At 66.1% G+C, this 22,366-nt stretch carries 20 protein-coding genes; 10 read left to right on the top strand and 10 right to left on the bottom strand.

Going from position 1 to position 22,366, the window contains the following annotated elements; genetic code table 11:
- Nucleotides 1-69: 69 nt before the first annotated feature.
- Nucleotides 70-501 carry a tropomyosin gene (locus LZC95_07390; protein ID WXA96657.1) on the top strand — a complete coding sequence of 144 codons (432 nt, stop codon included), beginning with the start codon at nucleotides 70-72 and terminating at the stop codon, nucleotides 499-501.
- 4 nt (nucleotides 502-505) lie between these two features.
- Here the strand turns inward: LZC95_07390 and LZC95_07385 are convergent, their stop codons facing one another.
- The 3 genes from LZC95_07385 to LZC95_07375 form a co-directional block, all read right to left on the bottom strand.
- Nucleotides 506-1,735: a pyridoxal phosphate-dependent aminotransferase gene (locus tag LZC95_07385; GenBank protein WXA96656.1), complete on the bottom strand. Its 1,230-nt coding sequence runs from the start codon at nucleotides 1,733-1,735 to the stop codon at nucleotides 506-508.
- A gap of 97 nt (nucleotides 1,736-1,832) precedes the next feature.
- A complete protein-coding gene (locus tag LZC95_07380; protein ID WXA96655.1) occupies nucleotides 1,833-2,009 on the bottom strand; it encodes a twin-arginine translocase TatA/TatE family subunit in 177 nt (58 codons plus the stop codon).
- A gap of 92 nt (nucleotides 2,010-2,101) precedes the next feature.
- The gene (locus LZC95_07375) at nucleotides 2,102-3,079 is read right to left on the bottom strand and encodes a hypothetical protein (GenBank protein ID WXA96654.1); all 978 of its coding nucleotides are present in this window, start codon (nucleotides 3,077-3,079) and stop codon (nucleotides 2,102-2,104) included.
- A gap of 231 nt (nucleotides 3,080-3,310) precedes the next feature.
- Here LZC95_07375 and LZC95_07370 point away from each other — a divergent pair, with 231 nt between their 5' ends.
- Nucleotides 3,311-4,033, top strand: a complete 723-nt coding sequence (locus LZC95_07370) for a hypothetical protein (protein ID WXA96653.1) — start codon at nucleotides 3,311-3,313, stop codon at nucleotides 4,031-4,033.
- A gap of 156 nt (nucleotides 4,034-4,189) precedes the next feature.
- Nucleotides 4,190-5,866, top strand: coding sequence for a protein kinase (locus LZC95_07365; GenBank protein WXA96652.1), 1,677 nt, complete (start codon nucleotides 4,190-4,192; stop codon nucleotides 5,864-5,866).
- Between the two features lie 152 nt (nucleotides 5,867-6,018).
- Here the strand turns inward: LZC95_07365 and LZC95_07360 are convergent, their stop codons facing one another.
- From LZC95_07360 to rpmI, 6 genes are all read right to left on the bottom strand, one after another.
- Nucleotides 6,019-6,555 (bottom strand): DUF1232 domain-containing protein, encoded by a 537-nt coding sequence (locus tag LZC95_07360; GenBank protein WXA96651.1) that lies wholly within the window; start codon nucleotides 6,553-6,555, stop codon nucleotides 6,019-6,021.
- Nucleotides 6,556-6,577: 22 nt separating this feature from the next.
- Nucleotides 6,578-8,032, bottom strand: coding sequence for a serine/threonine protein kinase (locus tag LZC95_07355; GenBank protein ID WXA96650.1), 1,455 nt, complete (start codon nucleotides 8,030-8,032; stop codon nucleotides 6,578-6,580).
- 18 nt (nucleotides 8,033-8,050) lie between these two features.
- Entirely contained in the window at nucleotides 8,051-10,528 is a 2,478-nt protein-coding gene (pheT, locus tag LZC95_07350; protein ID WXA96649.1) for a phenylalanine--tRNA ligase subunit beta, read from the bottom strand.
- Between the two features lie 33 nt (nucleotides 10,529-10,561).
- The gene (pheS, locus tag LZC95_07345) at nucleotides 10,562-11,632 is read right to left on the bottom strand and encodes a phenylalanine--tRNA ligase subunit alpha (protein ID WXA96648.1); all 1,071 of its coding nucleotides are present in this window, start codon (nucleotides 11,630-11,632) and stop codon (nucleotides 10,562-10,564) included.
- Nucleotides 11,633-11,690: 58 nt separating this feature from the next.
- Nucleotides 11,691-12,068, bottom strand: coding sequence for a 50S ribosomal protein L20 (gene rplT, locus LZC95_07340; protein ID WXA96647.1), 378 nt, complete (start codon nucleotides 12,066-12,068; stop codon nucleotides 11,691-11,693).
- Nucleotides 12,069-12,145: 77 nt separating this feature from the next.
- Nucleotides 12,146-12,343 (bottom strand): 50S ribosomal protein L35, encoded by a 198-nt coding sequence (rpmI, locus tag LZC95_07335; protein WXA96646.1) that lies wholly within the window; start codon nucleotides 12,341-12,343, stop codon nucleotides 12,146-12,148.
- 175 nt (nucleotides 12,344-12,518) lie between these two features.
- Here rpmI and LZC95_07330 point away from each other — a divergent pair, with 175 nt between their 5' ends.
- Nucleotides 12,519-14,297 carry an AMP-dependent synthetase/ligase gene (locus tag LZC95_07330; protein WXA96645.1) on the top strand — a complete coding sequence of 593 codons (1,779 nt, stop codon included), beginning with the start codon at nucleotides 12,519-12,521 and terminating at the stop codon, nucleotides 14,295-14,297.
- 98 nt (nucleotides 14,298-14,395) lie between these two features.
- A complete protein-coding gene (locus LZC95_07325; protein WXB00308.1) occupies nucleotides 14,396-14,956 on the top strand; it encodes a Uma2 family endonuclease in 561 nt (186 codons plus the stop codon).
- Here LZC95_07325 and LZC95_07320 read toward each other — a convergent pair.
- The gene (locus LZC95_07320) at nucleotides 14,940-16,709 is read right to left on the bottom strand and encodes a phospho-sugar mutase (protein ID WXA96644.1); all 1,770 of its coding nucleotides are present in this window, start codon (nucleotides 16,707-16,709) and stop codon (nucleotides 14,940-14,942) included. The genes LZC95_07325 and LZC95_07320 overlap by 17 nt on opposite strands.
- A gap of 54 nt (nucleotides 16,710-16,763) precedes the next feature.
- Between LZC95_07320 and LZC95_07315 the strand changes: the two genes are divergently transcribed.
- The 5 genes from LZC95_07315 to LZC95_07295 all read left to right on the top strand — a co-directional run bounded on the left by LZC95_07315 (nucleotide 16,764) and on the right by LZC95_07295 (nucleotide 22,359).
- Complete coding sequence (locus LZC95_07315; GenBank protein WXA96643.1) at nucleotides 16,764-18,320, top strand: ABC transporter permease; 1,557 nt, start codon at nucleotides 16,764-16,766, stop codon at nucleotides 18,318-18,320.
- Nucleotides 18,317-19,399, top strand: a complete 1,083-nt coding sequence (locus LZC95_07310) for an ABC transporter permease (protein WXA96642.1) — start codon at nucleotides 18,317-18,319, stop codon at nucleotides 19,397-19,399. The genes LZC95_07315 and LZC95_07310 overlap by 4 nt, the downstream gene beginning before the upstream one ends.
- A gap of 43 nt (nucleotides 19,400-19,442) precedes the next feature.
- A complete protein-coding gene (locus LZC95_07305) occupies nucleotides 19,443-20,207 on the top strand; it encodes a thioredoxin domain-containing protein (GenBank protein WXA96641.1) in 765 nt (254 codons plus the stop codon).
- A 110-nt stretch (nucleotides 20,208-20,317) separates the two neighbouring features.
- Nucleotides 20,318-20,812, top strand: coding sequence for a transcriptional repressor (locus LZC95_07300; protein WXA96640.1), 495 nt, complete (start codon nucleotides 20,318-20,320; stop codon nucleotides 20,810-20,812).
- Nucleotides 20,785-22,359, top strand: a complete 1,575-nt coding sequence (locus LZC95_07295; protein WXA96639.1) for a hypothetical protein — start codon at nucleotides 20,785-20,787, stop codon at nucleotides 22,357-22,359. The genes LZC95_07300 and LZC95_07295 overlap by 28 nt, the downstream gene beginning before the upstream one ends.
- Nucleotides 22,360-22,366: the final 7 nt, after the last annotated feature.

The raw sequence follows: 22,366 nt of genomic DNA, 5'->3' as shown, positions 1-22,366 counted from the left end.
CAGCCGTAGCCATTTCCCGCAGGCGCCGCACTCGCTTGCGCGCGACGCACGTGGGGTCAAGCTTTGCTCATGGCCCCTTTTCGCAACGAGCTCGAAGCGTCGCACGCCCGCATCGCGCAACTCGAAGCGGAAAAAGCAGCACTCGAACGACGCAACGCTCTTCTCGAGTCCCAACTTCGGCAAAGCCGCATTGCGATTCCGCGCCCGCCCCTCGCATGGGTGGGCCTCATTCCCATGGCGACCGCCGTGCTGATCGCCGCGATGGCGGTGCTCATCAGCGTGCGCCAGCGAGCCTGCCCGCACTACAACCGGCTCTCGCCCGCCATCACGGTCCCCTCACACCGCGAGCTCTCCCAGCCCATCCCGAGCTACCGCGAATCCCCCTCGCTAACCCCGTACCATCGCTACCAAAACGAAAGGACCGCCCCATGCAACTGCATCACGGGCGATCCTTCCTGCACCTGCCTCCACTTACCGGCCGACCAAATGCCGGGCTACTGAGCGGCTAGCCCGCGGTGGCGGATTGGCCTTCTTGGCGCGCGGCTTCGATGGCGGCGCGCATCGAGGCGATGCCCTTGGAGATGCGGTCTTCGCTGGTCGCGTAGCTGAAACGGAGGTAGCCGGGCGCGCCGAAGGCTCCGCCGGGGACGGCGGCGACGTGGGCTTTCTCGAGGAGGAAGAACGCGAGGTCTTCGTCGTTCGAGATGGCCTTGCCCTTGTAGTTGATGCCGTACAGACCGCGGCAGTCGGGGAAGGCGTAGAAGGCGCCCTCGGGGGTGCGGCACTTCACGCCGGGAATCGCGTTCAGCAAGGAGACGATGAGATCGCGGCGCTTCTGGAACACGGCGCGCATCGCTTCCACTTCTTCCTGCGGACCGGTGAGCGCGGCCACGGCGGCATGCTGCGCGACCGCGGTGGGGTTCGTCGTGCTCTGACCTTGCACCACGTCGCATGCCTTCGCGAGCGGCTTCGGGGCAATGGACCAGCCGATGCGCCAGCCCGTCATCGCGTACGACTTGGACACGCCGTCGATGATGACGAGGCGCGACAGCAGATCGGGCGCGATCTTCGCGGCGGAGACGTGGCGGAAACCCTCGTAAACCAAGTCGCCGTAAATCTCGTCCACCACGATGTAGCAGTCGTGCTTGCGCAGCACCTCGAGCAGCGCGGCGAGTTGCGCTTCCGTGTACGCGGAGCCCGTGGGGTTCGACGGCGTGCACAGAATGACCGCCTTCGTCTTCGGCGTGAGCGCACGCGCGAGATCCTCGGGCGACAGACGCCAGCCGCTTTCCGGCGTCGTGGGAACGAGCACCGGCTCGGCGCCGAACATGCGCACCTGCTCGGGGTAGCTCACCCAACAGGGCGTCGGGATGATGATCTCGTCGCCTTCCTCGTAACACGCGAGGGCCACGTTGAAGAGCGAGTGCTTCGCGCCCACGCTCACCGTGATCTGATCGGGCGTCGGCAAGAAGCCGCGCTTCTTCTCCGTCGCCGCGCAAATGGCCTGCTTGAGCGCCGCAATGCCGGTCACCGCCGTGTACTTCGACGTCTGCCCCGCGTCGATGGCCTTCTTGGCCGCATCGAGAATGAAGGAGGGGGGCTCGAAGTCGGGCTCACCCACTCCGAAATTCACCACGTCGATCCCACGCGAGCGAAGATCATTCGCCCTCGCGCTCACTTGCAGCGTGATGCTCGGAACAATCACGCTGAGGCGTTTCGCTAGACCTTGAGGCACGGCACGCGCTCCTTTCGAGCGAGCCGCCCGCCTCATTTAATGAGAGGCCACCCAAGGCGGCTCGAGGAATGCGTTTAGCACTGGCTGGCGCGACGCGTCAGGCTTCTTTCTTCTCGGGCAACTTTTTCGGCGCCGCTTCGTCGTCGTCTTTACCGACCTCTTCGGCTTCCTTGAGGCCCTTCTTGAAATGCTTGATGCCCTGACCGAGACCTTTGCCGATATCGGCAAGGCGGCCGGCACCGAACAGCACGACGGCGATCAACGCGATGATCAAGAGCTCCGGCCAACCCATTGACCCCATGGTAGTCCTCGTTTGCTTCTGGTTCCGAATCGTACTCCCCAGGCGAAGTGCCCGGAGAATGTGTGTCATGTGCTAGCAGTGACGCCGTTTCTGGGCAAGCACGCGGCGAGCCATGTGCTGCATAGCACCGCGGCCACCGCCGCGAGCGGCAAAAGCAAAAACAAGGCAATCGGCCCGCTGCTCTGACGCTCCAGCGCGCGAAGCACGCCCAGCGCGGCCAGCGGCCCCGACGCCGCGACAGCCAGCCCGGCAGCACGCCCGCGCAATCGCTCGGAGAGCAGCAGAAAGACGACCAGCGCGGACGCGGCGAAGGCACTGGCCACCATGAGCAGCGCGCGCCCTAGAGGAGGAAGCTTCGACGATTGCGCCCACGGCGGCAGCCCGCGGATTTCCATCGCACCGGCGCGCACGTGCGCCGTGTTCTTGTCCGAACCCAATGTAAAGCGCGCATCATCGAGCTCGATGCGGCGCAGATCTTCGGCGATGCGCGCATCGGCGGCGTTCACCACGAGGTTGCCCAAGGGCGAGGGCGCGAGCAACCGCGGTTCGCGGTCCGGTGCACAGAGCCAGCTCGCACGGAGAAACGGAATGGTGATCGCACGCGGAGGCCCCGCAGGATCCGCAACGCACGACGCGCGTCCTTCCGCCACGAGCTCCGCGAGCACGCGCCCCGGTGCACTCGCATCGCGCCCGCCGAGAAACGAGAGCAACGCAAGCACGCACGCGAAGGCCGCACCGCTCGGCGCAAGACGAAACACCGTGCGCAGCGGCGTCTCGCCAAGCAGCGCGAAGACGCGCGCCTCACCCGCGGCTACGAAGCGATGCGCGGCCAGCGCCCATCCGAGCGGCCATCCGAGAAGCACCGCCGCCTCCAGCGCGAGCATCGCCACGCTCCGTGCAAAAGGAAGCGCCACCGACCAAGGCACGGTTGAGTCGAGCGCCCAAGGCAGGACACGCACCGCGCCCGCCCCGAGAGCGAGCACCGCAATGCCCACGCAAAACGCGGCAGCATCCCGCGCCGCTGGCCGAATCAACGGAAGCACGGGCGCTACCTTAGCCCCAATGCCGTTCACCTGGCGCCGGCCTCTTCCCGTACACGTACACGTTCCCGTTCCCCTTCCCGATCTTTCTCGAGGCTTCTTCGTGTACGGGAACGGGAACGGGAACGTGTACGGGTTAAGTGAACGGCTTCGACATCAGCCCAGACCCAACAAAGCCTGAAAACCGATGAACGTCGTGGTAGGTTCGCGAAACTCATGACCGGAGGATCTGGGATGACGACTTTGGGTGAGCTGTTTTCCGTAGCATCCGCGCGTCGAGTCTTGGCAGCCGTCACGGCCACCGCACTCGCAACGGCAACGCTCACGGCGAGCCCCGGCGTGGCACATGCAGATGAAGTTTCGCCCGATGGCAAAGGCATCGCAGGCGGCGCACTGCTCGGAGCCGAGGTCGTGACCATCCCGATGTCGCTCTTCAAGGTGCAGAGCCCCTGGGCTTACGTCATCGGCGGCGGCCTCGGCGCGGTCGGCGGTGGATTCGCCGGATACGCCATCGAGCAAGCTTCGTTCTCGGACGACGGGCGCGTGCCCACGTACATGCTGGCGGGCGGCCTTGCGCTGGTCATCCCGGCGGTCGTTCTCGTCCTCAACGCCACGCGCTACCAGCCGAGCGACGGCGCGAGCGAAGATCGCGCGCCGACGAATGCACCGCCGGCCGATCCGGGTCGCCCGGGTGGGGGTGTGGTGCTCGAGGGAGGAGGATCGGCGACCACGCCGCCGCCTTCCACCACACCGGCACCGTCCACCCCGCCTGCAGCGAGTCCGGCGAAGCCGCCCGCGGTTCCCATGTCGTTGCTCGACCTGCATCGCGATGCAGGCTTCCGCATGGGAATCCCCCTGCCGCAAGTGCGCGAAAGCTATTCGCTTCAGGAGCGCAAGCAGCTCGGCGTGCAGCAAGTGACGGAGCTTCGGCTGCCCATCTTCAAGGCAACGTTTTAAGTTCGACGGCCGACCGATCGGCGAGACGTCCATGAAGGTGTCGGCACGCTTGGTTTGTGCGGGTCAGGGCTGCTAGGCTCGACCGGAGTGAATCAGCCGCAGCCTCATCGTACGCCCTCCTCCGCAAAACCCGCCGACCCGATGCTGGGGCGCGTCGTGGCTGGACGCTATCGACTGGAAGCGCGCGCCGGCGAAGGTGGAATGGGCGTCGTTTACCGCGCGCGCCACGTACTGATCGATCGGCTCGTCGCGCTGAAGCTCATCAGGCCTGATCTGCGCGGCGAGACGCACTTGCGCGCGTGGATGTTGCGCGAAGCGCGCGCCGCGAACCGCGTCGATCATGCGCACATCATCGACATTCACGACATCGGCGAAACCGAGGAGGGCGAGCTCTATCTCGTCATGGAATACCTCGTCGGCACGGCCCTCTCGACGGAGCTGGCGCGCGGGCCGATGGCCCTGGCGCGAAGCCTGGACATCCTCGAGCAGATGACCGCCGCCCTGGCACGCGCCCACGATTTGGGCGTCGTCCACCGCGACCTGAAGAGCGACAACATTTTGCTCTCGACGCGCGGAGGTCGGAAAGACTTCGTGAAGATCCTCGACTTCGGGCTCGCGCACCTGGCGATGGATCCGCGCCTCGCGCCCAAAGGCGCGGTGTTCGGGACGCCCGAGTACATGTCGCCGGAGCAGGCCCGCGGCGAAGAGGCCGTACCGCAGAGCGATCTTTACGCGCTGGGCATTCTCTTTTTCGAGATGCTCACCGGTCAGTTGCCCTTCCGCTCGAGCGATCGCGAGACCTTGCTCGAGATGCAGCGCGCACAGGCCGCGCCGAAGCCGCGCGCCATCAAGCCGGACGTGCTTCCCGCGGCGGAAGTCATCGTGCTGAAGCTGCTCGAGAAGGATCGGCGCAAGCGCTTCCAGGATGCGCACCACCTGCACGAGGAGCTGAAGTCGCTCCAGCGCTCGATTCCGAGCACGGCGTGGGAGGTGAACACGGTGGGCGAGCTCGCACCGCCGCCGCCGCCTCCCCCGCCGCAGTCACCGGGCGTGACGGAGTGGGCGAATCGCGCAGCGTTGTTCTCGCGCATGGTGAGCCGTGCCTACCCTTCGGCGAATGCGCCTGCGGATCTGCAGGCCGCGGTCGCGCAAGCGTGGGATCTGGCGGCGCGTGCAAGTCGTCTCGAGGGCGAGGTGGCAAGCCACACGCGCAAGCTGGAGTCGCTGGAGCGACGCGGTCGCGCGCTGCGTGCGGAGATCGGTCGAAAGGTGGAGGAGCTCGCGCACGAGGAATCGCGTGCACTGCGCGACGTGACGAGCGAGCAGCACGAGGCAGCGCGCATTCGCGAGCTGGTGCAAGTCGCCGAACGCGCCGCGGCCTCCGCGAGAGCGCAAGCCGAGAGTGCACTCACGCAGGGTCTGAGCATGATCCAGCTTCGTGCAACGTTCGAGCGCTCGGGCGCTGCCGCCGCGCTGGTGGAGGCACGCAAAGAGCACCTCGCCGAACGCGAGCAGAAGGCGGGCATCAAGGACGCGCACGCCCGCGACCTGCGCCGCCAAATCGAAGAGCTGCGCGCGCAGCTGTCACGCTACGCCGAGGCGCTCGAGGAAGATCTGGCGCAGGGCCGCGAAAAGGTCGCCGCCCGCACGCGCGAAGGCCTCGCCTTCGAGAAGGCCTTCAGCGAGGTGTCGACGCTGCTGTTGAACCATCTCAAGGGCAAACCCGAAGTGCGCGATCTCCTGCAAGAGCTCATGGAGAACATGCACGGGCAGCCCAACACCCCGCACATCACCGCCAAAGCCAACTACGGCCCCGAAAGCCGCAATCCCTGAAGATTGAACAGGGAGACGGGGAGGCGGGGAGGACTTTCGGCACGGCCGGCGCGGAACGCTGTTTCGTTGGTTTTCAATTCAGCGCATTGGGCTGATTGAAAACAAAAAAAACTCCCCGTCTCCCCGCCTCCCTGTTCAACCTTCTGGGAGCGTCACGGGAGCTTCGCGCTCAAGAAGGCGCGCAGTTTGATCAGGGTCTTTGGATCGCGCGTAAACGTGGGCGGCTGAAAGGCCTGCGACCACGCGGTCACCTCGTTCAGGAACGAAGCGCGGATCGTCTCGTCGCTCAGAATGTCTTCCACGGTGCGGCCGCGCGCGGCGCCCTTGCGCAGCGTTTTCACGTAGGCCTCGAGGCGGTCGTAATCTTCGCCCAGGAAATCGCGCAATGCCTCGGTGTCGCTGGCCAGACGCCCCAACGTCCCGTCTTGGGCCGCCGCGTCTTCTGCGATGGCGAGCGATGCCGCCACGCGAAGCACGAATGCGTCGTCGCAGAACCCGAGATCGTCGATGCCGTCGGGGATCAAGTCGAGCGACTTGAAGAGGTAATTCAATCCGGCCGCCGCGTATTGTTTGACCGGCTCCGAATATCCACCTTGGATGATCTCGCCGAAGGCCGCGACATCCTCGCCCAGCGAGCGAAGCCACGCGGGAAAGAGCTCGAGATAACGCGGATCGACCGAATCTGTCATGGCAGTCCTAAGCTAGCATGGGCTACATCGCCCGGGCGACGGCGAAACCCAGAATAAAGCCGGCTAGCAGCGCCGCCGCCACCAACGCCGCAACGACCCAAGGCGCAACGCCGCGCGAGTCACCCGATGACAGTGCACCGGAGCCGGAGGACGGCGCCACCAGCACCACCTGCGGCGGAGGCTCGTGCACGGGATGCTGATTCCCTCGGGCACTCGCCAGCGTATCGCTCGACGAAATCGGCATATCCAAGAGGCGCCGGCGCGCCTCCGTAATGCCCGCCCCCGCACTGGCGAGCGTTCCGACCCCAGGCTCCGCGCGCGGGGCAGGTGCCGCCGCAGGCACGGCTTGCGGGGCCGGGCTTGCCCGAGGAGGCATCGGAATGGGGGACGCGGAAATGATCGCCTCGCTCGCGATGATCGACGGTGGTTTCTCCGATGCGCGCGGCGGCGCACCGCCCGTGAACGGCGTCTGCGCCACCCGCGCCGTGGCCGTAAAAGGCACCTCGGGAAGCTGCGAGAGCGGCTGCGCCTGCGCACGGCTTCGCGAAACCCCAGGACCCGCTTGCGGGCCCGTTCCTGAATCGTGCCCCAGCACCGCCGCCAAGGCATGCATCATGGCCGCGGCCGATTGAAATCGCTGCTGGCGATCCTTGGCAATCGATTGTGCAATGAACGGCGCGAGAAACGCGAGCTTCGAATCGATGCGCTCGATGGGCTCCGGCTCCATCGTCAGAACGGCGGACAGCTTCGCAAATTCGTTGGGTGCGGGAAAAGCCGGGCCGCCCGCGAGCATCTCGTAAAAGAGCACGCCCAGTGAAAACAGATCCGAACGCGGGTCCACGTCCTTGGAGTTCTTGATCTGCTCCGGGCTCATGTACGCGGGCGTCCCGAGGAGCATGCCCGTGCTCGTCTTTTTTCCCATGCCGCCCGCTTCGTCCATCACCTTGGCGATGCCGAAGTCGAGGATCTTCACGATGAATTGCCCATTGGGTTCGCGCGCCAGAAAGACGTTCTCCGGCTTCAAATCGCGGTGCACGATGCCCTCGGCGTGGGCGGCGGCCAGGCCGAAGAGCACGGCTTGAACGATGGGCACAGCTTGCGCTAGCGGCACCCGACCGCCGTTCTTCGTGTACGCGCTGAGAGGCACGCCCTCGAGGAGCTCCATCACCAAGAATGGCAGCTCGGCATGCGCTTGGGAGGCGTCATCCACGCGCGCGTGGCCCGTGCCGAACACGCGCACGATGTTCGGGTGCACCAGCTTTTGGCAGGTACGCCCTTCCTCCAGGAAGCGCGAGAGCACCCCCGCATCGGAGAGGAATTCCCGGTGCAGCACTTTGATGGCCACCGATTGCCCCGTCTCGAGGGACGTGGCGGCGTACACGCTTCCCATGCCGCCTGATCCGAGCGACCGAGTCAACCGGTAGCGATCCGCCAGGACCGCCCCAATCCAGGGATCATTCGGGGAGGGATTCGCCATGACGCATGGGCGACGCGATTATGCGCGCAACGTAGCCCCAAAGCGAGCTTGTACCGTTTCGATGGCCTTCGTGTGCTGCGCGTCGACCTCCGCGTCGGTGAGCGTGCGGTCTGCAACGCGGTAGACGATGCGAAACGCCAGGCTTGCATGGCCCGCCGGAACGCCGCCGCCGACGTATCGGTCGAAGAGCGTCACGTACTCGCCCAGCGCGCCCGCGGCTTCACGCACCGCGCGCTCCACGTCGCCCGCGGAAATGCCGTCGGGCACGACCACCGCGAGATCGCGCACGCTGGCGGGGAAGCGCGGGATGGGCGTGTACTTCGGCTCACGCCGGCCGCCGGCGAGGATCTTCGCCAGGTCGATCTCGATCGCGAGGGCGCCCTGCGGCAGCTCGAACGCGTCCGCCACGTCGGGATGCACCGGACCGAAATTGCCCACGCGCTCGCCGTCGAGCAGCAGGAACGCGGCACCGCGCGGGTGCAGGTGGTGCGGCCGCTCGCTTTCCTCGGCGCGCACCGCGCTGGCCTCGCGACCGCCCGTGATGCGCGTGAGCCACCCGAGGGCCACGCCCTTCGCGTCCCACACGTCGTACGCGACGGGCTTCGTGAGGTAGCTCGGCCGGTCGCCCGAGAGCACCGCCGCGAACGTCACCCGCTCCTCGGCCGGCGGCGCCTTGTCCGACGCCGGCGCAGCAAGAAATACCGGCCCGATGGCGAACATCCGCACATCGTGCTCGCCGTGACGCGAGGCGCGCGAGACCGCCTCGAAAAGCCCCGGCAGGAGCGACGTGCGCATGACGCTCTCGCGCTCCGACATGGGGTTCGCCACCGTGAGGGCGGGCGCCGGTGCGCCCACCGCCTCGAGCCAGCGACGCGCGATGAAGCGGAAGGTCAGCGCCTCGGAGAGCCCGAGCTCCACCGCCGCCGCACGCGCACGGCGCACGGCCTCTTCTTGCCCGCCCACGTCGAGGCGCGGATGCATCGGCGGAAGAACCGCCGGCAAGGTCTCCAGGCCGCGGATGCGGGCGATGTCGTCGATGATGTCCACCTCGCGCGTCACATCCGGCCGGTGCGTGGGCACCTTGAGGACCAGCGTGTCGCCCTCCTGGCCGTCGAGGACGAAGCCGAGTCGCTTGAGGATGCCGGTGACCTCGTCCTGCGCGATGTGCACGCCAATGAGCTGATCCACCCGCGAGAGACGAAGCCGCACCACCGCCGCCGGGATCTCCCGCGCCGTGGTGAGCCGCACCTCGGAGAGCACGGTACCGCCGCCCAGCTCCTGCATGAGCACCGCCGCGCGCGTGAGCACGGCGCGCGTGTCGCCCGGATCGACGCCGCGCTCGAAGCGATGGCTCGCCTCCGTGTGGAAGCCGTGCCGCCGCGACGTTCGCCGCACGCCGCGGGCGTCGAAGTAGGCGCACTCGATGAGCACGCGGCTCGTGGTCGCGCGAATTTCGCTGTGCGCACCGCCCATGACTCCGGCCAGCCCCGTGGGGCCTTCGGCATCGCCGATGACGAGATCGTCGTCGGTGAGCTGATGCTCCTTGTCGTCGAGCGTGCGCATCGTTTCGCCCGGACGCGCACGTCGCACGATGATTTCCGCACCGCGCACGAGATCCAAATCGAACGCGTGGAGCGGGTGCCCGAACTCGAGCATGACGATGTTCGTGACATCGACCACGTTCGAAATCGGCCGCACACCGAGCGCCGAAAGGCGGTAGCGAATGCCCAGCGGCGAAGGCCGAATCGTAACGCCCAGCGAAAGCGCCGTCCCGTAATGGGCGCACCGTTCGCCGTCCTCGATGCGGACGCGCACCAGCGAGTCCATTTTGGTCGCGTCGTCGCGCACCGGAGGTCCGTCGCTTGCGACGGCCGACTTTCCACGCAGAGGTTCGGGCAGCTTCGGCTCGGGCGGCGACCACGGGAAGCCGAAGAGCGCCGCCACTTCGCGCGCGATGCCGACATGGCCCAACGCATCGGGCCGATTCGGCGTCACACCGATGGAGAAAATCGTATCGCGCGCCTCCGGCACCGCGTCCGAGAAACGCGTGCCCACCGGCGCGAAATCCGGCGGCAGCACGATGATGCCATCGTGATCCTCCGAGAGGCCGAGCTCGGACTCACTCACGAGCATGCCGGCGCTTTCGATTCCGCCGATGGCCTTTTTCTCGAGCGTGAGCCCCTTCGCCGGCAGGTGCGTGCCCAGCGGTGCGAGCACCACGAGGCCGCCCGGATCGGGCACGTTGGGCGCACCGCACACGAGTTCCTCGTGCGCCGCTCCACCGCCGCGATCCACCGTCACCAGGCGCAGGTTCGCGCGATTCGGGTGCGGCCGCATGGAGACGACGCGCACGATGATGCACGATTCGCTTCCCGCGCCGTACGCGGTGAGGCCTTCCACCTCCAGGCCTGCGGATGTCAGGCGCGCCGCGACGTCCTCCGGCGAGGCCGTCAACTGCGGCACGAGCGACCTTAGCCACTGATACGAGGCAAGCATCGGTTCTTCCTCTGTCTCGTTTGTCTCGTTCTATTAGAATTGCGCCAAGAAACGCGGATCGTTTTCGAACAGCAGGCGGATGTCCGGGATGCCGTAGCGAAGCATCGCCACGCGCTCGATGCCCATGCCGAAGGCAAAGCCGGTGTACCGCTCGGAGTCGATCCCGCACGCTTCGAAGACGCGCGGATCGATCATTCCGCAGCCGAGAATCTCGATCCAGCCCGAGTGCTTGCACACGTTGCAGCCCTTGTTCGTGCCGTCGGGCTGCTTGCAGAAGACGCATTGCACGTCGACCTCGGCCCCCGGTTCCACGAACGGGAAGTAGCTGGCGCGGAAGCGCACCTTGGTGCCTTCGCCGTACAAGCGCGCTGCAAACTCGGACAAAACGCCGCGAAGCTGCGTCAGAGTCACCTTCTCGTCGACGAGGAAGCCCTCGATTTGATGAAACATCGGCGAGTGCGTCACGTCGTCGTCGCGGCGGTAGCAGGTGCCCGGCGCAATGAATGCGAACGGAGGCTTCTGCCCCATCATCGCGTGGACCTGCACGTTGCTCGTGTGCGTACGCAACACGTGGCCCGACGTCGTCCAGAAGCTGTCTTGCTCGTCGATGGCCGGGTGATCCGGCGGGAAGCCCAACTTGGTGAAGTTGTTCTCCTCGAGGTCGACGTCCGGCCCGTCGTGCACGGCAAAGCCCAGCGACCGGAAGATGGTCACCAGGTCTTCGCGCATCCGCGTGATGGGATGCCGGTGCCCGAGCGGCAGCGCCTCCCGAGCGGGCAACGTGAGGTCGAACGGCGGCGCGTGCAGATCCGCTTCGCGTTTCGCGCGTGCGATGGCCGCCAGCCGAGCGGCGAAGGCATCCTCCACTTCCTTGCGCAGCGTATTGACGCGTTCCCCGATGGCCTTTCGTTGGTCACCGGGGACACTGCCCATCTGCTTCAGGATTTGGGTGAGCTCGCCCTTCTTCCCGAGGATCTTCGCGTTTTCCTCGCGAAGGACCTGTTCGGTGGTGGCGGCCTCGAACCGGCGCGCAAAATCAGTGCGGAGTGCGTCGAGCGATGCGAGGAGATTCGATTGGACCGGCGAAATTGCGCCTTCGGACATAACGAGCCCTTAATACACGCCGAGGCTCGCTTTTGGCGACGCCGATCTTGGGCAATCGCTACTTCGTTGCAGCTTTTGCGACGGGCGTGCTCTTGTTCGCGAGATCGACGATCTGCTGGAACGCGGCTGCGTCCGTGATGGCGAGATCGCTCAGCACCTTGCGGTCGAGACCGACCTTGGCGCTCTTGAGGCCGTGCACCAAGCGCGAGTAGCTCGTCCCGTTGGTGCGGGCGGCGGCGTTGATGCGGGCGATCCAGAGACGGCGAAAATCACGCTTCTTGCGCTTGCGATGGGCGTAGGCATAAACCCACGCCTTCATCACGACCTCTTTCGCATAGGCGAAGAGGCGCGAGCGGGCGCTATGGAAGCCCGAAGCGTGCTTCAGAATACGGTTACGACGGCGACGTGCCTTGAATCCTCGTTTTGCGCGCGGCATAGGATGCTCCTGATAAGGTCGAAATCAGCGGCCTACGTGACTGATTGACTGATGGCTAAAACTTGCTGCTGCCAGAATCAGCCGTAGGGAAGAAGACTGCGGATCTTCTTCTGGAGCGTCTTGTCCACCATGTCGTTCTTGCGAAGGCGGCGCAGACGCTTGCGTGATTTTTCCTGCATCCCGTGGTTGCCGCCCTGCTTGGGACGACGAACGCGTCCCGTTCCGCTGACGCGGAATCGCTTGGAGGCAGCTTTATTGGTCTTCATCTTCGGCATGGCCGTCACCTTTAGAATCGCTCCCGTAGGTACCTGCCCCAGGCGCCGGCTAGTAAGGCCGAGGTAGAAAGCAGGTTCGACGTTTAGAACGCTACGAGGATGCGGGAGGCGGGTTTATCCTCAACAGCGAGCACTTTGTCAAGGCGGGCTTCCAAACTTCTCGTAAGGTGGACGCGTGGCAGAGACCGTCGTCGACAGACTTTTCAACCAAGCGAGAATCCGACCCGACGCACCCGCCTACTATGAGAAGAAGGGGGGCGTCTACCAACCCTCGAGCTGGAAGACCTATGCCGAGCAGGTGAAAACCGCTGGTAAGTCTTTGATAGCCTTGGGTCTTTCGCCAGGAGGCACCGTCTCCATTCTGGGCTTCAACCGGCCCGAGTGGGTCATCATGAATCTGGCCACCATGGCCGTGGGGGGCGCCGCCGCCGGCGTGTATGCCACCTCGTCGGCCACGGAGATCCAGTACATCGTGGACCACGCCGAATCGCCCGTGCTCCTCATCGAGACGGCCGGCCATTGGGAGAAGGTGAAGTCCCAATGGGGCAACATGCCCAAGCTTCGCCACGTGGTGGTGATGCGCGGCGGGCCTTCGCCGGGCGACGACCGCGTGCTGTCGTGGGAGGCCTTTCTCGCCAAGGGCAAGGACGTCACCGATGCGACGTTCGACGAGCGCCTGCACGCGCTGAAGCCGGGCGGGCTGGCGCTGCTCATTTACACGTCGGGCACGACGGGCCCGCCCAAGGGCGTGATGCTCTCGCACGACAATCTGGCATGGACGGCGGAGCAGGCCTTGAAGGTCGTTCCCTGCAAGCCGGGCGATTCGAGCCTGTCGTACCTGCCGCTGCCCCACATCGCGGAGCAGATGTTCACGCTGCACTTGCCCATCTCGTCGGGCGCGAGCGTGTACTTCGCCGAGTCGATCGACAAGGTGGCGGACAACCTGAAAGAGGTGCAGCCGACCATCTTCCTGGGCGTGCCGCGCATCTGGGAAAAGATGCACGCGGGCATTTCGGCCAAGATGGCCGAGGCCAAAGGGGCGAAGAAGAAGATCCTCGCGTTCGCGCGCCGTACGGCCACCGAGTACTCGGCACACGTGTGCAAAGGCCAGGAGCCGCCGGCGCTTTTGCGCCTTCGTCACGCGATCGCCACGCGCCTGGTGTTCTCCAAGCTGAAGCCGGCCATCGGCTTGGGCCGCGCGCGCATTTTCGTGGTGGGCGCGGCGCCCATCGGCAAAGACGTGCTCGAGTTCTTCGCGTCGATCGACATCGTCGTCCAAGAGGTCTACGGGCAGTCCGAGGACACCGGCCCGACGACGTTCAACCAGCCGGGCAAGATCCGCTTCGGCACGGTGGGAAGCGCCTTCCCGGGCGTCGAGTCGAAGATCGCGCCCGACGGCGAAATCCTGGTGCGCGGCCGCAACGTCTTCATGGGCTACTACAAGGACGAGGAGGCCACGCGCGAGAGTCTCATCGATGGCTGGCTGCACTCGGGCGATCTCGGGGTCTTCGACTCCGAGGGGTTCCTGAACATCACCGGCCGCAAGAAGGAGATTCTCATCACCGCGGGCGGCAAGAACATCACGCCGAAGAACATCGAGGAGAGCATCAAGACGCACCCCTTGGTGTCGGAAGCCATCGTCATCGGCGACCGCCGCAAGTACCTCACCGCACTCGTCACCTTGGATCCCGACGCGGCGAGCGCCTTCGCCAAAGAGCGCGGCATCACCGCCAACGGCAGCCTCCACGAGAGCGCCGAAATCCGCGCCGCGATCCAAAAGGGCATCGACGAGACCAACGCCAATCTGGCCAAGGTCGAAACGGTGAAGAAGTTCATCATCCTCCCCCGCCCCCTCTCGATGGAGGACGGCGAGCTCACGCCGACCTTGAAGGTCAAACGCCGCGTCGTGAATCAAAACTGGGCCGCCCAAATCGAGGCGATGTACCAGGAGTAGCCTCGACGCCAAGCGGGGGTATCCTGTCCAGAGGGAGTCGGAGCATGAGCCGAGCGGCAGACCCGAGGCAGCGCGTCACGTTCGCAGAGTTCTGCGACATGACGCCTCCAGACGAACGTCGTTACGAGCTCTTCAATGGGCGCATCGTGGCAATGAACCAGCCTTCGGGAAGGCACGCATTCCTGATGGGTTCTTTGATCCACAGGATAGGGAACGCTCTTGCTGGCCGATGCCGTGTCGTGGGGCCGATGGGTGTCTACATCGAAGCAACGGACGATGCCTTCGCCCCGGATGTCATCGTCACGTGCGAGCCTGCTCGCTACGACCCAATTCGTGGCCGGGCGCTGGTGAATCCGCGTGCACTCTTCGAGATCCTTTCGCCGAGCACGGAGCACATCGACAAGACACTCAAAGTGAGCCGGTACACCCAGCTCTCCTCACTGCAAGAGTACGTGCTGGTCTCTCAGAACGAAAAACACGTTCAGATCTATCGCCGCGGCCCCGTCGAATGGAGTTGGCAACGCGCCACCTCCGGCGGATTCACCGTCTGCGAAGCGGAAATATCCATCGATGCGATCTACGATGGCATCGACGATTTTCCGATCGTCGAGCCGCCGTATGAAACGCGCACGATTCGAATCGTCAAATCCCCAGAATAGCTTTGAAGCTGTTGCCGAGCGCCGTAAGTGTGGCTTGGCCGCGCTTCTCCGCTTCGGAGAAGGGTTCGCTTTCGAGGACGGGTTCGCGCAGGTCGATGTAAACCTTGATCTTGGGCTCCGTGCCGCTGGGGCGCACGATGATGCGGCTGCGGCTCGCGAGCTCCAGGACGATGACGTTGCTCTTGGGCAAATGGAAGGGCTCGACCTTGCCGTCGGCGACTTGGCGGCGCGTTCCGGCGGCGATGTCGACGACGGCGACCACGTTCAGCGCGCCGACGCGCTCGGGCGGGTTTTCGCGCAGCCGCGTCATCATGGTGCGGATTTCTTCTGCACCGGCAGCGCCTTTGCGGGTCACGTTGATTTGCCCGCTCACGAAGAGGCCGTACTTGCGCGCCAGAAGCTCGAACTCGTCGCCGAGGGTGCGGCCGCGTTCTTTGAGGACCGCCGCCATTTCGGCGAGGATCACGGCGGCGCTGACGCCGTCCTTGTCGCGAACGACGTCGCCCACCGTGTAGCCGATGGCCTCCTCGTAGCCGAAGACGAAGGTGTAGCCCTCCTTCTCCAGGTCCATCGCGCGGTGCGCGATCCATTTGAAGCCGGTCAGCGTCTCCTCGTAGCGCACGCCCAACGCCAGCGCGATGGTTCCCAGCATCGGTGACGAGACCAGCGAAGCCAGCGCCAGGCGCTTCTGGTCTTGCGAAACCTTACGCTCCGTCAGCAGGTAATGCCCCAGCAACACACCGACCTGGTTACCTGTAAACTGCAAGTACCCGGTGGGCGATGCCGCGTGCGGAATGGCCACCGCGAGCCGGTCGGCGTCGGGGTCGTTGGCCAGCACCAAGTCGGCCTTTTGCTTGCGCGCGAGCGCATAGGCCAGATCCATGGCGCCGTGTTCCTCCGGGTTGGGAAAGGCCACCGTGGGGAAGGCACCGTCGGGCTTCTGCTGCTCGGGCACCGAGGTCACGTTGGTGAAGCGCGCCTCGGCCAAGGCCGCGCGGAGCAGATGATCGCCCACGCCGTGAAGCGGCGTGTAGACGATGCGCAAATCGCGGGCGCCCCCGGGGTTCACCTCCAAGCCGCGCACGGCGTCGAGGTAGGCGCGCTCGACGGTGCCATCCAGGGCGCGGTAAAGACCGCTCTTTTCGGCCTCGGCGCGCGGCACACGGCGGACGTTCCGGGCGGCGGGTGCGCGCAGGATCAAGTTGGCGATATCCACGTCGATGGGCGGCACGATCTGCGCACCGTCGCCCCAGTAGAGCTTGTACCCGTTGAACTCGGGCGGGTTGTGGCTCGCCGTGATCATCACGCCCGCGGCCGCCGAAAGGTGCGTCACGGCGAAGGCCGCGAGCGGCGTGGGCACGAGGCCCTCGAACACGTGCGACGGAATGCCCTCGGCCGCCAAAACGCTGGCCACCTCGGATGCAAACTCGCGGCTCATCTTCCGTCCATCGAAGCCGATGACCACGCCGCGTTTCTCCGCGTCGACCTTTTGCGCCAACAGGTACTGCGCCAGCGCCCACGTGGTGCGGATCACGACCGCGCGGTTCATGCGATTCGGCCCCGCGCCCAGCACGCCGCGAAGCCCCGCGGTACCAAATTCGAGCGCACCCGCGAATCGGTCGGCCAGATCCGTCCCCTTTGGATCGGCCGCGGCCAAAAGGGCGCGGAGCTCGGCTTGGGTCTCGAGATCGGGGTCTGCCTCGATCCACGCCTGCACGACGGTTTTCAGATCCTCGAAGGTTGCAGAGCTCATGATAAGAAGTGTTTTCCCAATGCGAAGACACGCGCAAGGGGCTTCGACGAGGCGATGCTAAGGTTTTCGACCCGGCGGCTTCTCTGGGCGATTCCGACGTTGTTCGGGATCAGCGTCATCGTCTTTTTGTTGACGAGCCTCATCCCGGAGCCCCCCGCCATCGCCTCGCCCGAGGCGCTGGTCGCGCTCGACCCCGCCGTGTACGATGCGCTCGACGAAGAGCGGCGCGAGCGCTTTCTGGACCTTCCCCGCTTCGTCAACGAGCACCCGGCCGACGTGCGCTCGCGCACGGAAGACGCCGTCACGCACATCGCCGCGGACGATCCGCACGCGCTTCTGGCCGCCCACACCCTGGCCCGCCTCGGTGGCGCGGCGCTTCCGCACGTGTTGCCCAAGTTCGATCGGCTCGCGCCCGCCGCACGAACCAAAGTCGCCCTCGCGCTGGCGCCCATCGGCGAGCGCATGGGCGTGGGGCAGGCTTCCGAACTGCGCGATCCCGAGCGGGCGGCGGCGTTTTGGACGCGCTTCTGGGAGGATCGCTCGCTCGACTTCACCGAGCCCTCGGTGCGACGCACCGTTTCACGCCTCTTGCGCCACACCAGCGAGCTGCGCGAGCGCGACATCATCGAGATCGACACCTTCGCGCTCAGCGAGATCATGCTTGCCCTGAAGGATCTCCGCGACAAGAGCACCATCCTGAGGCTCTCCGAGCTCGCTGCCCACGCCACGGGCCGCTCCGTCGAGACGCCCGACGTAACGCGAGAGGCGCAGGCCGATCCTCGGCAAACGGCGGACGCGTGGCTCGCGTGGTGGTACGTGCACAAGAGCGACTACGTCGCGTTCACCGGGCCGGAGCGCATCACGGCGGCGGTGAGCGAGACGCGCTACGGCAAGTGGCTCGCGCGGGCCGCGCTGGGGCAGTTCGGCGTGAGCCCCATCGACAACCGGCCCATTTTTCCCAAGCTGATGGCCGGCGCGGAGATCACCTTTTCGCTCACCGGGCTGGCCATGCTCGCGAGCTACCTCATCGCGCTGCCGCTCGCCCTGCTCAGCGCGTGGCGCCACAACAGGGCCGTCGATCGCACGCTCGCGTTGGTGCTCTTCGTCTTGTATTCGCTGCCCACGTTCTGGGTCGCGGAGATCTTCGTCCGCGTGATGCCGCCCGGCTCGGCGGGCCGCATCGTATGGCCGGCGCTGGCGCTCACCGTGGCGTCGCTGGCGAGCCTCTCGCGTTACCAGCGCACGGCGATGCTCGAGGTGCTCGGGCTCGACTACGTGCGCACCGCCCGCGCAAAAGGCGTGTCGGAGCTGCGCGTCCTCGTGGTGCATGCCCTGCGCAATGCGATGATGCCCACGGTCACCTTGGCCGGGCTGCAGCTGCCCGTGCTCATCGGCGGCGCCTTCATCGTCGAGGAGGTCTTCGCCGTGCCGGGGCTCGGTTATCAATCGCTGCGCGCGGTCGATGGGCACGACAATGCGTGGCTCATCGCCACCATCTTGCTCACTGCGGTGGTCTCCACGGTCGGCCTCATCGTGAGCGATCTCGCCTACGCGCTGCTCGACCCGCGCGTGCGCGAGCTCTTTCTGCGGCGCGAAGGATCGCACGCGTGAGGAAGGGCGCCACACCGCTGCGTGGAAAGTCGGGCGCCGCGAGCGGCGCACCTCCGTCATCGGGACCGCCGTCCAGCATGCTCGCGCCGGGGGGCGGTGCGCGTGCGGCCATGGCGCGGCTCCGGCAATCGCGCCTGGCGTTCGCCGGCGCCATCGTGCTCGCGTTCTTCGCGTTTCTCGCGGTGGTCGCGGATCTCGTCGCCAGTGAATTTCCCATACTTTGCCGCGTCTCTGGCACGACGTACATCCTGCCCAACATCACGCACCCATCGGAGCTTCGCCCCTTCGTCGAGGCGCGCGCGTCCGGGCAAATGGCTCCCGACGATTGGGCCTTCGGGCCGCTCGTTCCCTACGGTGCTGCGCAGGAGTCGAAGGGCGATGCGCTCCTTCCACCGTTCGCGCGGCGTGCGCACCCGCTCGGAACGGATGGTCGCGGGCGCGACGTGCTCGCGCGGGTCATTCATGGCACGCGCACCTCGTTCGGCGTGGCGCTCTTCGCGGTGGTCGCGTTTCTCGCGGTGGGGAGCGTGCTCGGTGCCCTGGGGGGCTTTCTCGGCGGCATCGTGGACGGGCTGGTGTCGCGCACCATCGAAATTTTGAGCTCGTTTCCCACGTTGGTGCTCGTCCTGGTGGTGCAGGCGCTCCTCCCCCACCCCACGCGCACCACCTTGTTCGTCGCCATCGCGCTCGCGCGCTGGCCGGAGATTGCCCGCCTCGTTCGCGCCGAGGTGCTCGTCGTGCTGTCGAACGACTACGTCACCGCGGCACGTGCCCTCGGAGCCTCTCCGTGGCGGGTCCTGCTTCGTCACATCATCCCGAATGCGCGTGCGCCCATCGTCGTGGCCGCCATGTTCGGCATTGCCCAGGTCGTCCTCATCGAGGCATCCCTTTCGTTCCTTCGGGTCGGCGTTCCCCCGGGCACCGCCTCGTGGGGCGAGATGCTGAGCGAGCTCCGCGACTACAGCGGTGCATGGTGGCTCCTGGTCGTGCCCGGGCTCGCGGTCTTCGCCGTCGTCTCCTCGCTCAATCTCGTGGGCGAGGCCCTGCGCGACACACTGGATCCGCGGCTGCGCGTCTAACAAGGAGATGAATTCTCGGGCCGCGGTGGTTATCGTGGGGCCCATGTCGATTCTCGGTGGGAAGAAGTCAGTCGGTGGTGCGGTTCAGCTCGGCGCGCGTGGCGCAGCGCCAGCGCGACCTGCAGGTGGGCCTGCGGGGCCTGCAGGTGGGCGAGCGCCGGCGGGCGACTCGGCCATCGTGCAGGTGAGCGAGCGCGAGTTCGAACGGGAGGTGCTCACCAGCGAGCTGCCCGTGCTCATCGAATTTTCCGCCGACTGGTGTGCACCCTGCAAGCAAATCGCCCCGCAAGTCGAGGCATTCGCACGCGAGAACGCCGGCAAGGTCAAAGTGGTGAAGGTCGACATCGACCGCTCGCCGATGCTCGCGCGCGAGCTGCGCGTTCAATCCGTTCCCACCTTCATGGTGTTCGCCCAGCAACGCATCGTCGACGTGCAGGTTGGCGCCATCGGCAAAAAGCAAATGCTCGCGATGGTCGAGCCCTTCTTGCCGCGCGCGGAAGGAGCCATCAAGCCGCTCGAATTGGCCGAGGCCATCCGCCAAGGCATGGTCACCGCCGTCGACACGCGCGACAAAGGCGCCTATGACCGGGCTCACATCCCCGGCGCCGCGCACATGCCGCTCGAGGAGATCGAAAGCCGCCTCGCGGAGCTGTACATGCTTGCCGACCGGCCCGTCCTCTATTGCCGCGCAGGTGACAAGTCCAAAGAGCTCGCCGCCCGCCTTGCCGAGCAAGATGTTGCCGTGGCGTTTCTCGAAGGAGGATTTCTCGGCTGGGAATCCGATGGCCTCCCGGTCGAACGCCCCTAAATAAGGCGACTTTTAGACGCAAACGAAAATCAATTGCGGCCTGGACGAGCTGGTCCATGAAGCTTGCCTTGACGCGAGCAGTGAGGACAGCGACATGATAGATAAGGCTGATGGCGACGAAGATGGAGCATCCGACCGATAATCGCCACGCGCAGGCGAGCCTGGAACATTTCCGGCAGTTGCTCCACGCGCACATGGCCAAGAAAGGGCTGCGCTCGACGGATCAGCGCCGCCTCATCATCGAGACCTTTTTCCAGGCGCCCAACCACGTGAGCATCGAGGAGCTTTTGGCTCAAGTGCGCACGCAGGATCCGCGCGTCGGCTATGCCACCGTGTACCGCACGTTGAAGCTCCTCACGGAGTGCGGCGTCGCTTTCGAGCGCCGCTTCGGCGACGGCCTCACCCGCTACGAGCTGGCCGACGACTCGCACCACCACGACCATTTGATCTGCATCGAGTGCGGTGAAATCACGGAGTTCGAGGAGCCGCGCATCGAGGATCTGCAAGAAGAAGTGGCGGCGCAGTACGGCTTCGAGCTGAAGAGCCACAAGCACGAGATGTACGGCGTCTGTCCAAAGTGCCGAAAGAAGCCGCGCCGCAACTGACGCGGACACGTGAACGTGTGCTGGCCATCGCGGCCGCGGGGCTGTTGCTGCGGCTCCTGCTCGTGGTGCGCGATGCAACCGTGCTCGATCGGCTCTTCGTGCCGGATGACACGTATTACACCTTGGGCATTGCGCGAGGGCTCGCGCGCGGGTGGGGACCGTCCATCGATGGCGCGCATCTGACGAACGGCTTCCAGCCGCTGATCGCCTTTTTGGTCGCGCCCGCCTATTGGGTGACCGCCGATCCGATCGGGCCGTTGCGCTGGGCGTGGTTCCTGTTGATCCTCGCCGATGTGGCGAGTGCGCTCTTGCTCGCACGCCTTGCCTGGCGTGCGACGGGGCGCGAAGTAGCTGCATGCTGTGCGTGTGCATTCTGGGCGTTGTCGCCGGTGGCCATTGCGAACGCGATGGGCGGGCTGGAGGCGTCGCTCGCGGTGGCCTGTGAGCTCGCGTGCGTCGAGGCGTGGTGCGCGGCCCGTGAGCGATCGACCCGCGGGGCATGGCTCCTCACCGGCGCATTGGCGGGCTTGGCACTGCTCGCGCGCGTGGACGCGGTCATCGTTCTCGGGGTGCTCGCGCTCACGAGTGTGCGCGATGTGCGTGCGCTGGGCTGGGCGGCGCTGGGCGCCGGGCTGGTGCTGGCGCCGTGGTGGGCGTACGAGGCCGTGCGGCTCGGAACCATCGTGCCCACGAGCGGACAAGCGGTGCGGGCGCAGGTCGCCGAGCATCGGGCGCGGTATTTGACGACCTTGGGCCAGATGGGGTGGGCGCTCGGTGCCGTGCTGGAGCCATGGGGCGCGCGGCTCTTGGATCTGCGCCTCTTCTTCTACCGGCAAACCTGGCTGACCGCGGTGGTGGCCCCCGTAGGGACCGCGGCCCTGCTCGCGGCCGTGTGGCGTGCGCGCGTGGCGCGTCCCATCGCCGGATTCGTCACGGGGGCGCTTTTGCTGTTTCCTTTTTACGCGCTCTACGTGCCGGCCCTGTGGTTTTTCCCGCGCTACCTCGCGCCAGTCCACGCGGCTCTCGCGCTGCTCGCGGCCGTGGGGCTCGCGCATCTGGCGGAAATGCGGCATCGGGCATGGCCTTGGACGCGCAACGCCGCGGCCCTGGTGCTCGCCGTGTCATGCGCCGTCGACGTGGGCTACGTGCTCGCACGCCCCGAGCGAACCCCCGACGAGGATCTGCACGGAGCCAAAGGCTACCGCGAGGCCGCGCTGGCCGTTTTGGACATGACGCCACCGGGGGCGGTGGTGGGTGCGCTGCAAAGCGGGGCGCTCTCGTACTTCGCCGATGGTCGGAACGTGCGTGTGGTGAACCTCGACGGAGTGGTGGACGACGAGGCCAAGGCCGCGTTCCATGCCCACCGCCTGGCCGCCTTCGCGCGTGCCCGCGGCATGACGCACTTCGCCGATTGGACATGGAACCGCGAAGCCTTCGTGCGGCACGCGGGCGATCCGGCAATCACCGATGCATGCTTCGTCCCTCTGGGCGAGGCCCCGCCGCAACCACCGGATCGATTCGTGCTCTACGCGTTCGTTTGCCGATAGAGTGGAC

The sequence above is a fragment of the Sorangiineae bacterium MSr12523 genome (assembly GCA_037157775.1).
GTDB classification, from domain to species: Bacteria; Myxococcota_A; Polyangia; order Polyangiales; family Polyangiaceae; genus Pendulispora; species Pendulispora brunnea.
The sequence above is the reverse complement of the archived record's forward strand: the minus strand, read 5'-3'. Positions and strand labels throughout refer to the sequence as shown.

Coding starts and splice junctions, on each gene's coding strand:
- LZC95_07325 (WXB00308.1), top strand. CDS start 14,396: ATGACGCCTCCAGACGAACGTCGTTACGAGCTCTTCAATGGGCGCATC.
- LZC95_07305 (WXA96641.1), top strand. CDS start 19,443: ATGTCGATTCTCGGTGGGAAGAAGTCAGTCGGTGGTGCGGTTCAGCTC.
- LZC95_07300 (WXA96640.1), top strand. CDS start 20,318: ATGGCGACGAAGATGGAGCATCCGACCGATAATCGCCACGCGCAGGCG.
- rplT (WXA96647.1), bottom strand. CDS start 12,068: ATGCCGCGCGCAAAACGAGGATTCAAGGCACGTCGCCGTCGTAACCGT.
- LZC95_07315 (WXA96643.1), top strand. CDS start 16,764: ATGCTAAGGTTTTCGACCCGGCGGCTTCTCTGGGCGATTCCGACGTTG.
- rpmI (WXA96646.1), bottom strand. CDS start 12,343: ATGCCGAAGATGAAGACCAATAAAGCTGCCTCCAAGCGATTCCGCGTC.
- LZC95_07320 (WXA96644.1), bottom strand. CDS start 16,709: ATGAGCTCTGCAACCTTCGAGGATCTGAAAACCGTCGTGCAGGCGTGG.
- pheT (WXA96649.1), bottom strand. CDS start 10,528: ATGCTTGCCTCGTATCAGTGGCTAAGGTCGCTCGTGCCGCAGTTGACG.
- LZC95_07390 (WXA96657.1), top strand. CDS start 70: ATGGCCCCTTTTCGCAACGAGCTCGAAGCGTCGCACGCCCGCATCGCG.
- LZC95_07370 (WXA96653.1), top strand. CDS start 3,311: ATGACGACTTTGGGTGAGCTGTTTTCCGTAGCATCCGCGCGTCGAGTC.
- LZC95_07360 (WXA96651.1), bottom strand. CDS start 6,555: ATGACAGATTCGGTCGATCCGCGTTATCTCGAGCTCTTTCCCGCGTGG.
- pheS (WXA96648.1), bottom strand. CDS start 11,632: ATGTCCGAAGGCGCAATTTCGCCGGTCCAATCGAATCTCCTCGCATCG.
- LZC95_07355 (WXA96650.1), bottom strand. CDS start 8,032: ATGGCGAATCCCTCCCCGAATGATCCCTGGATTGGGGCGGTCCTGGCG.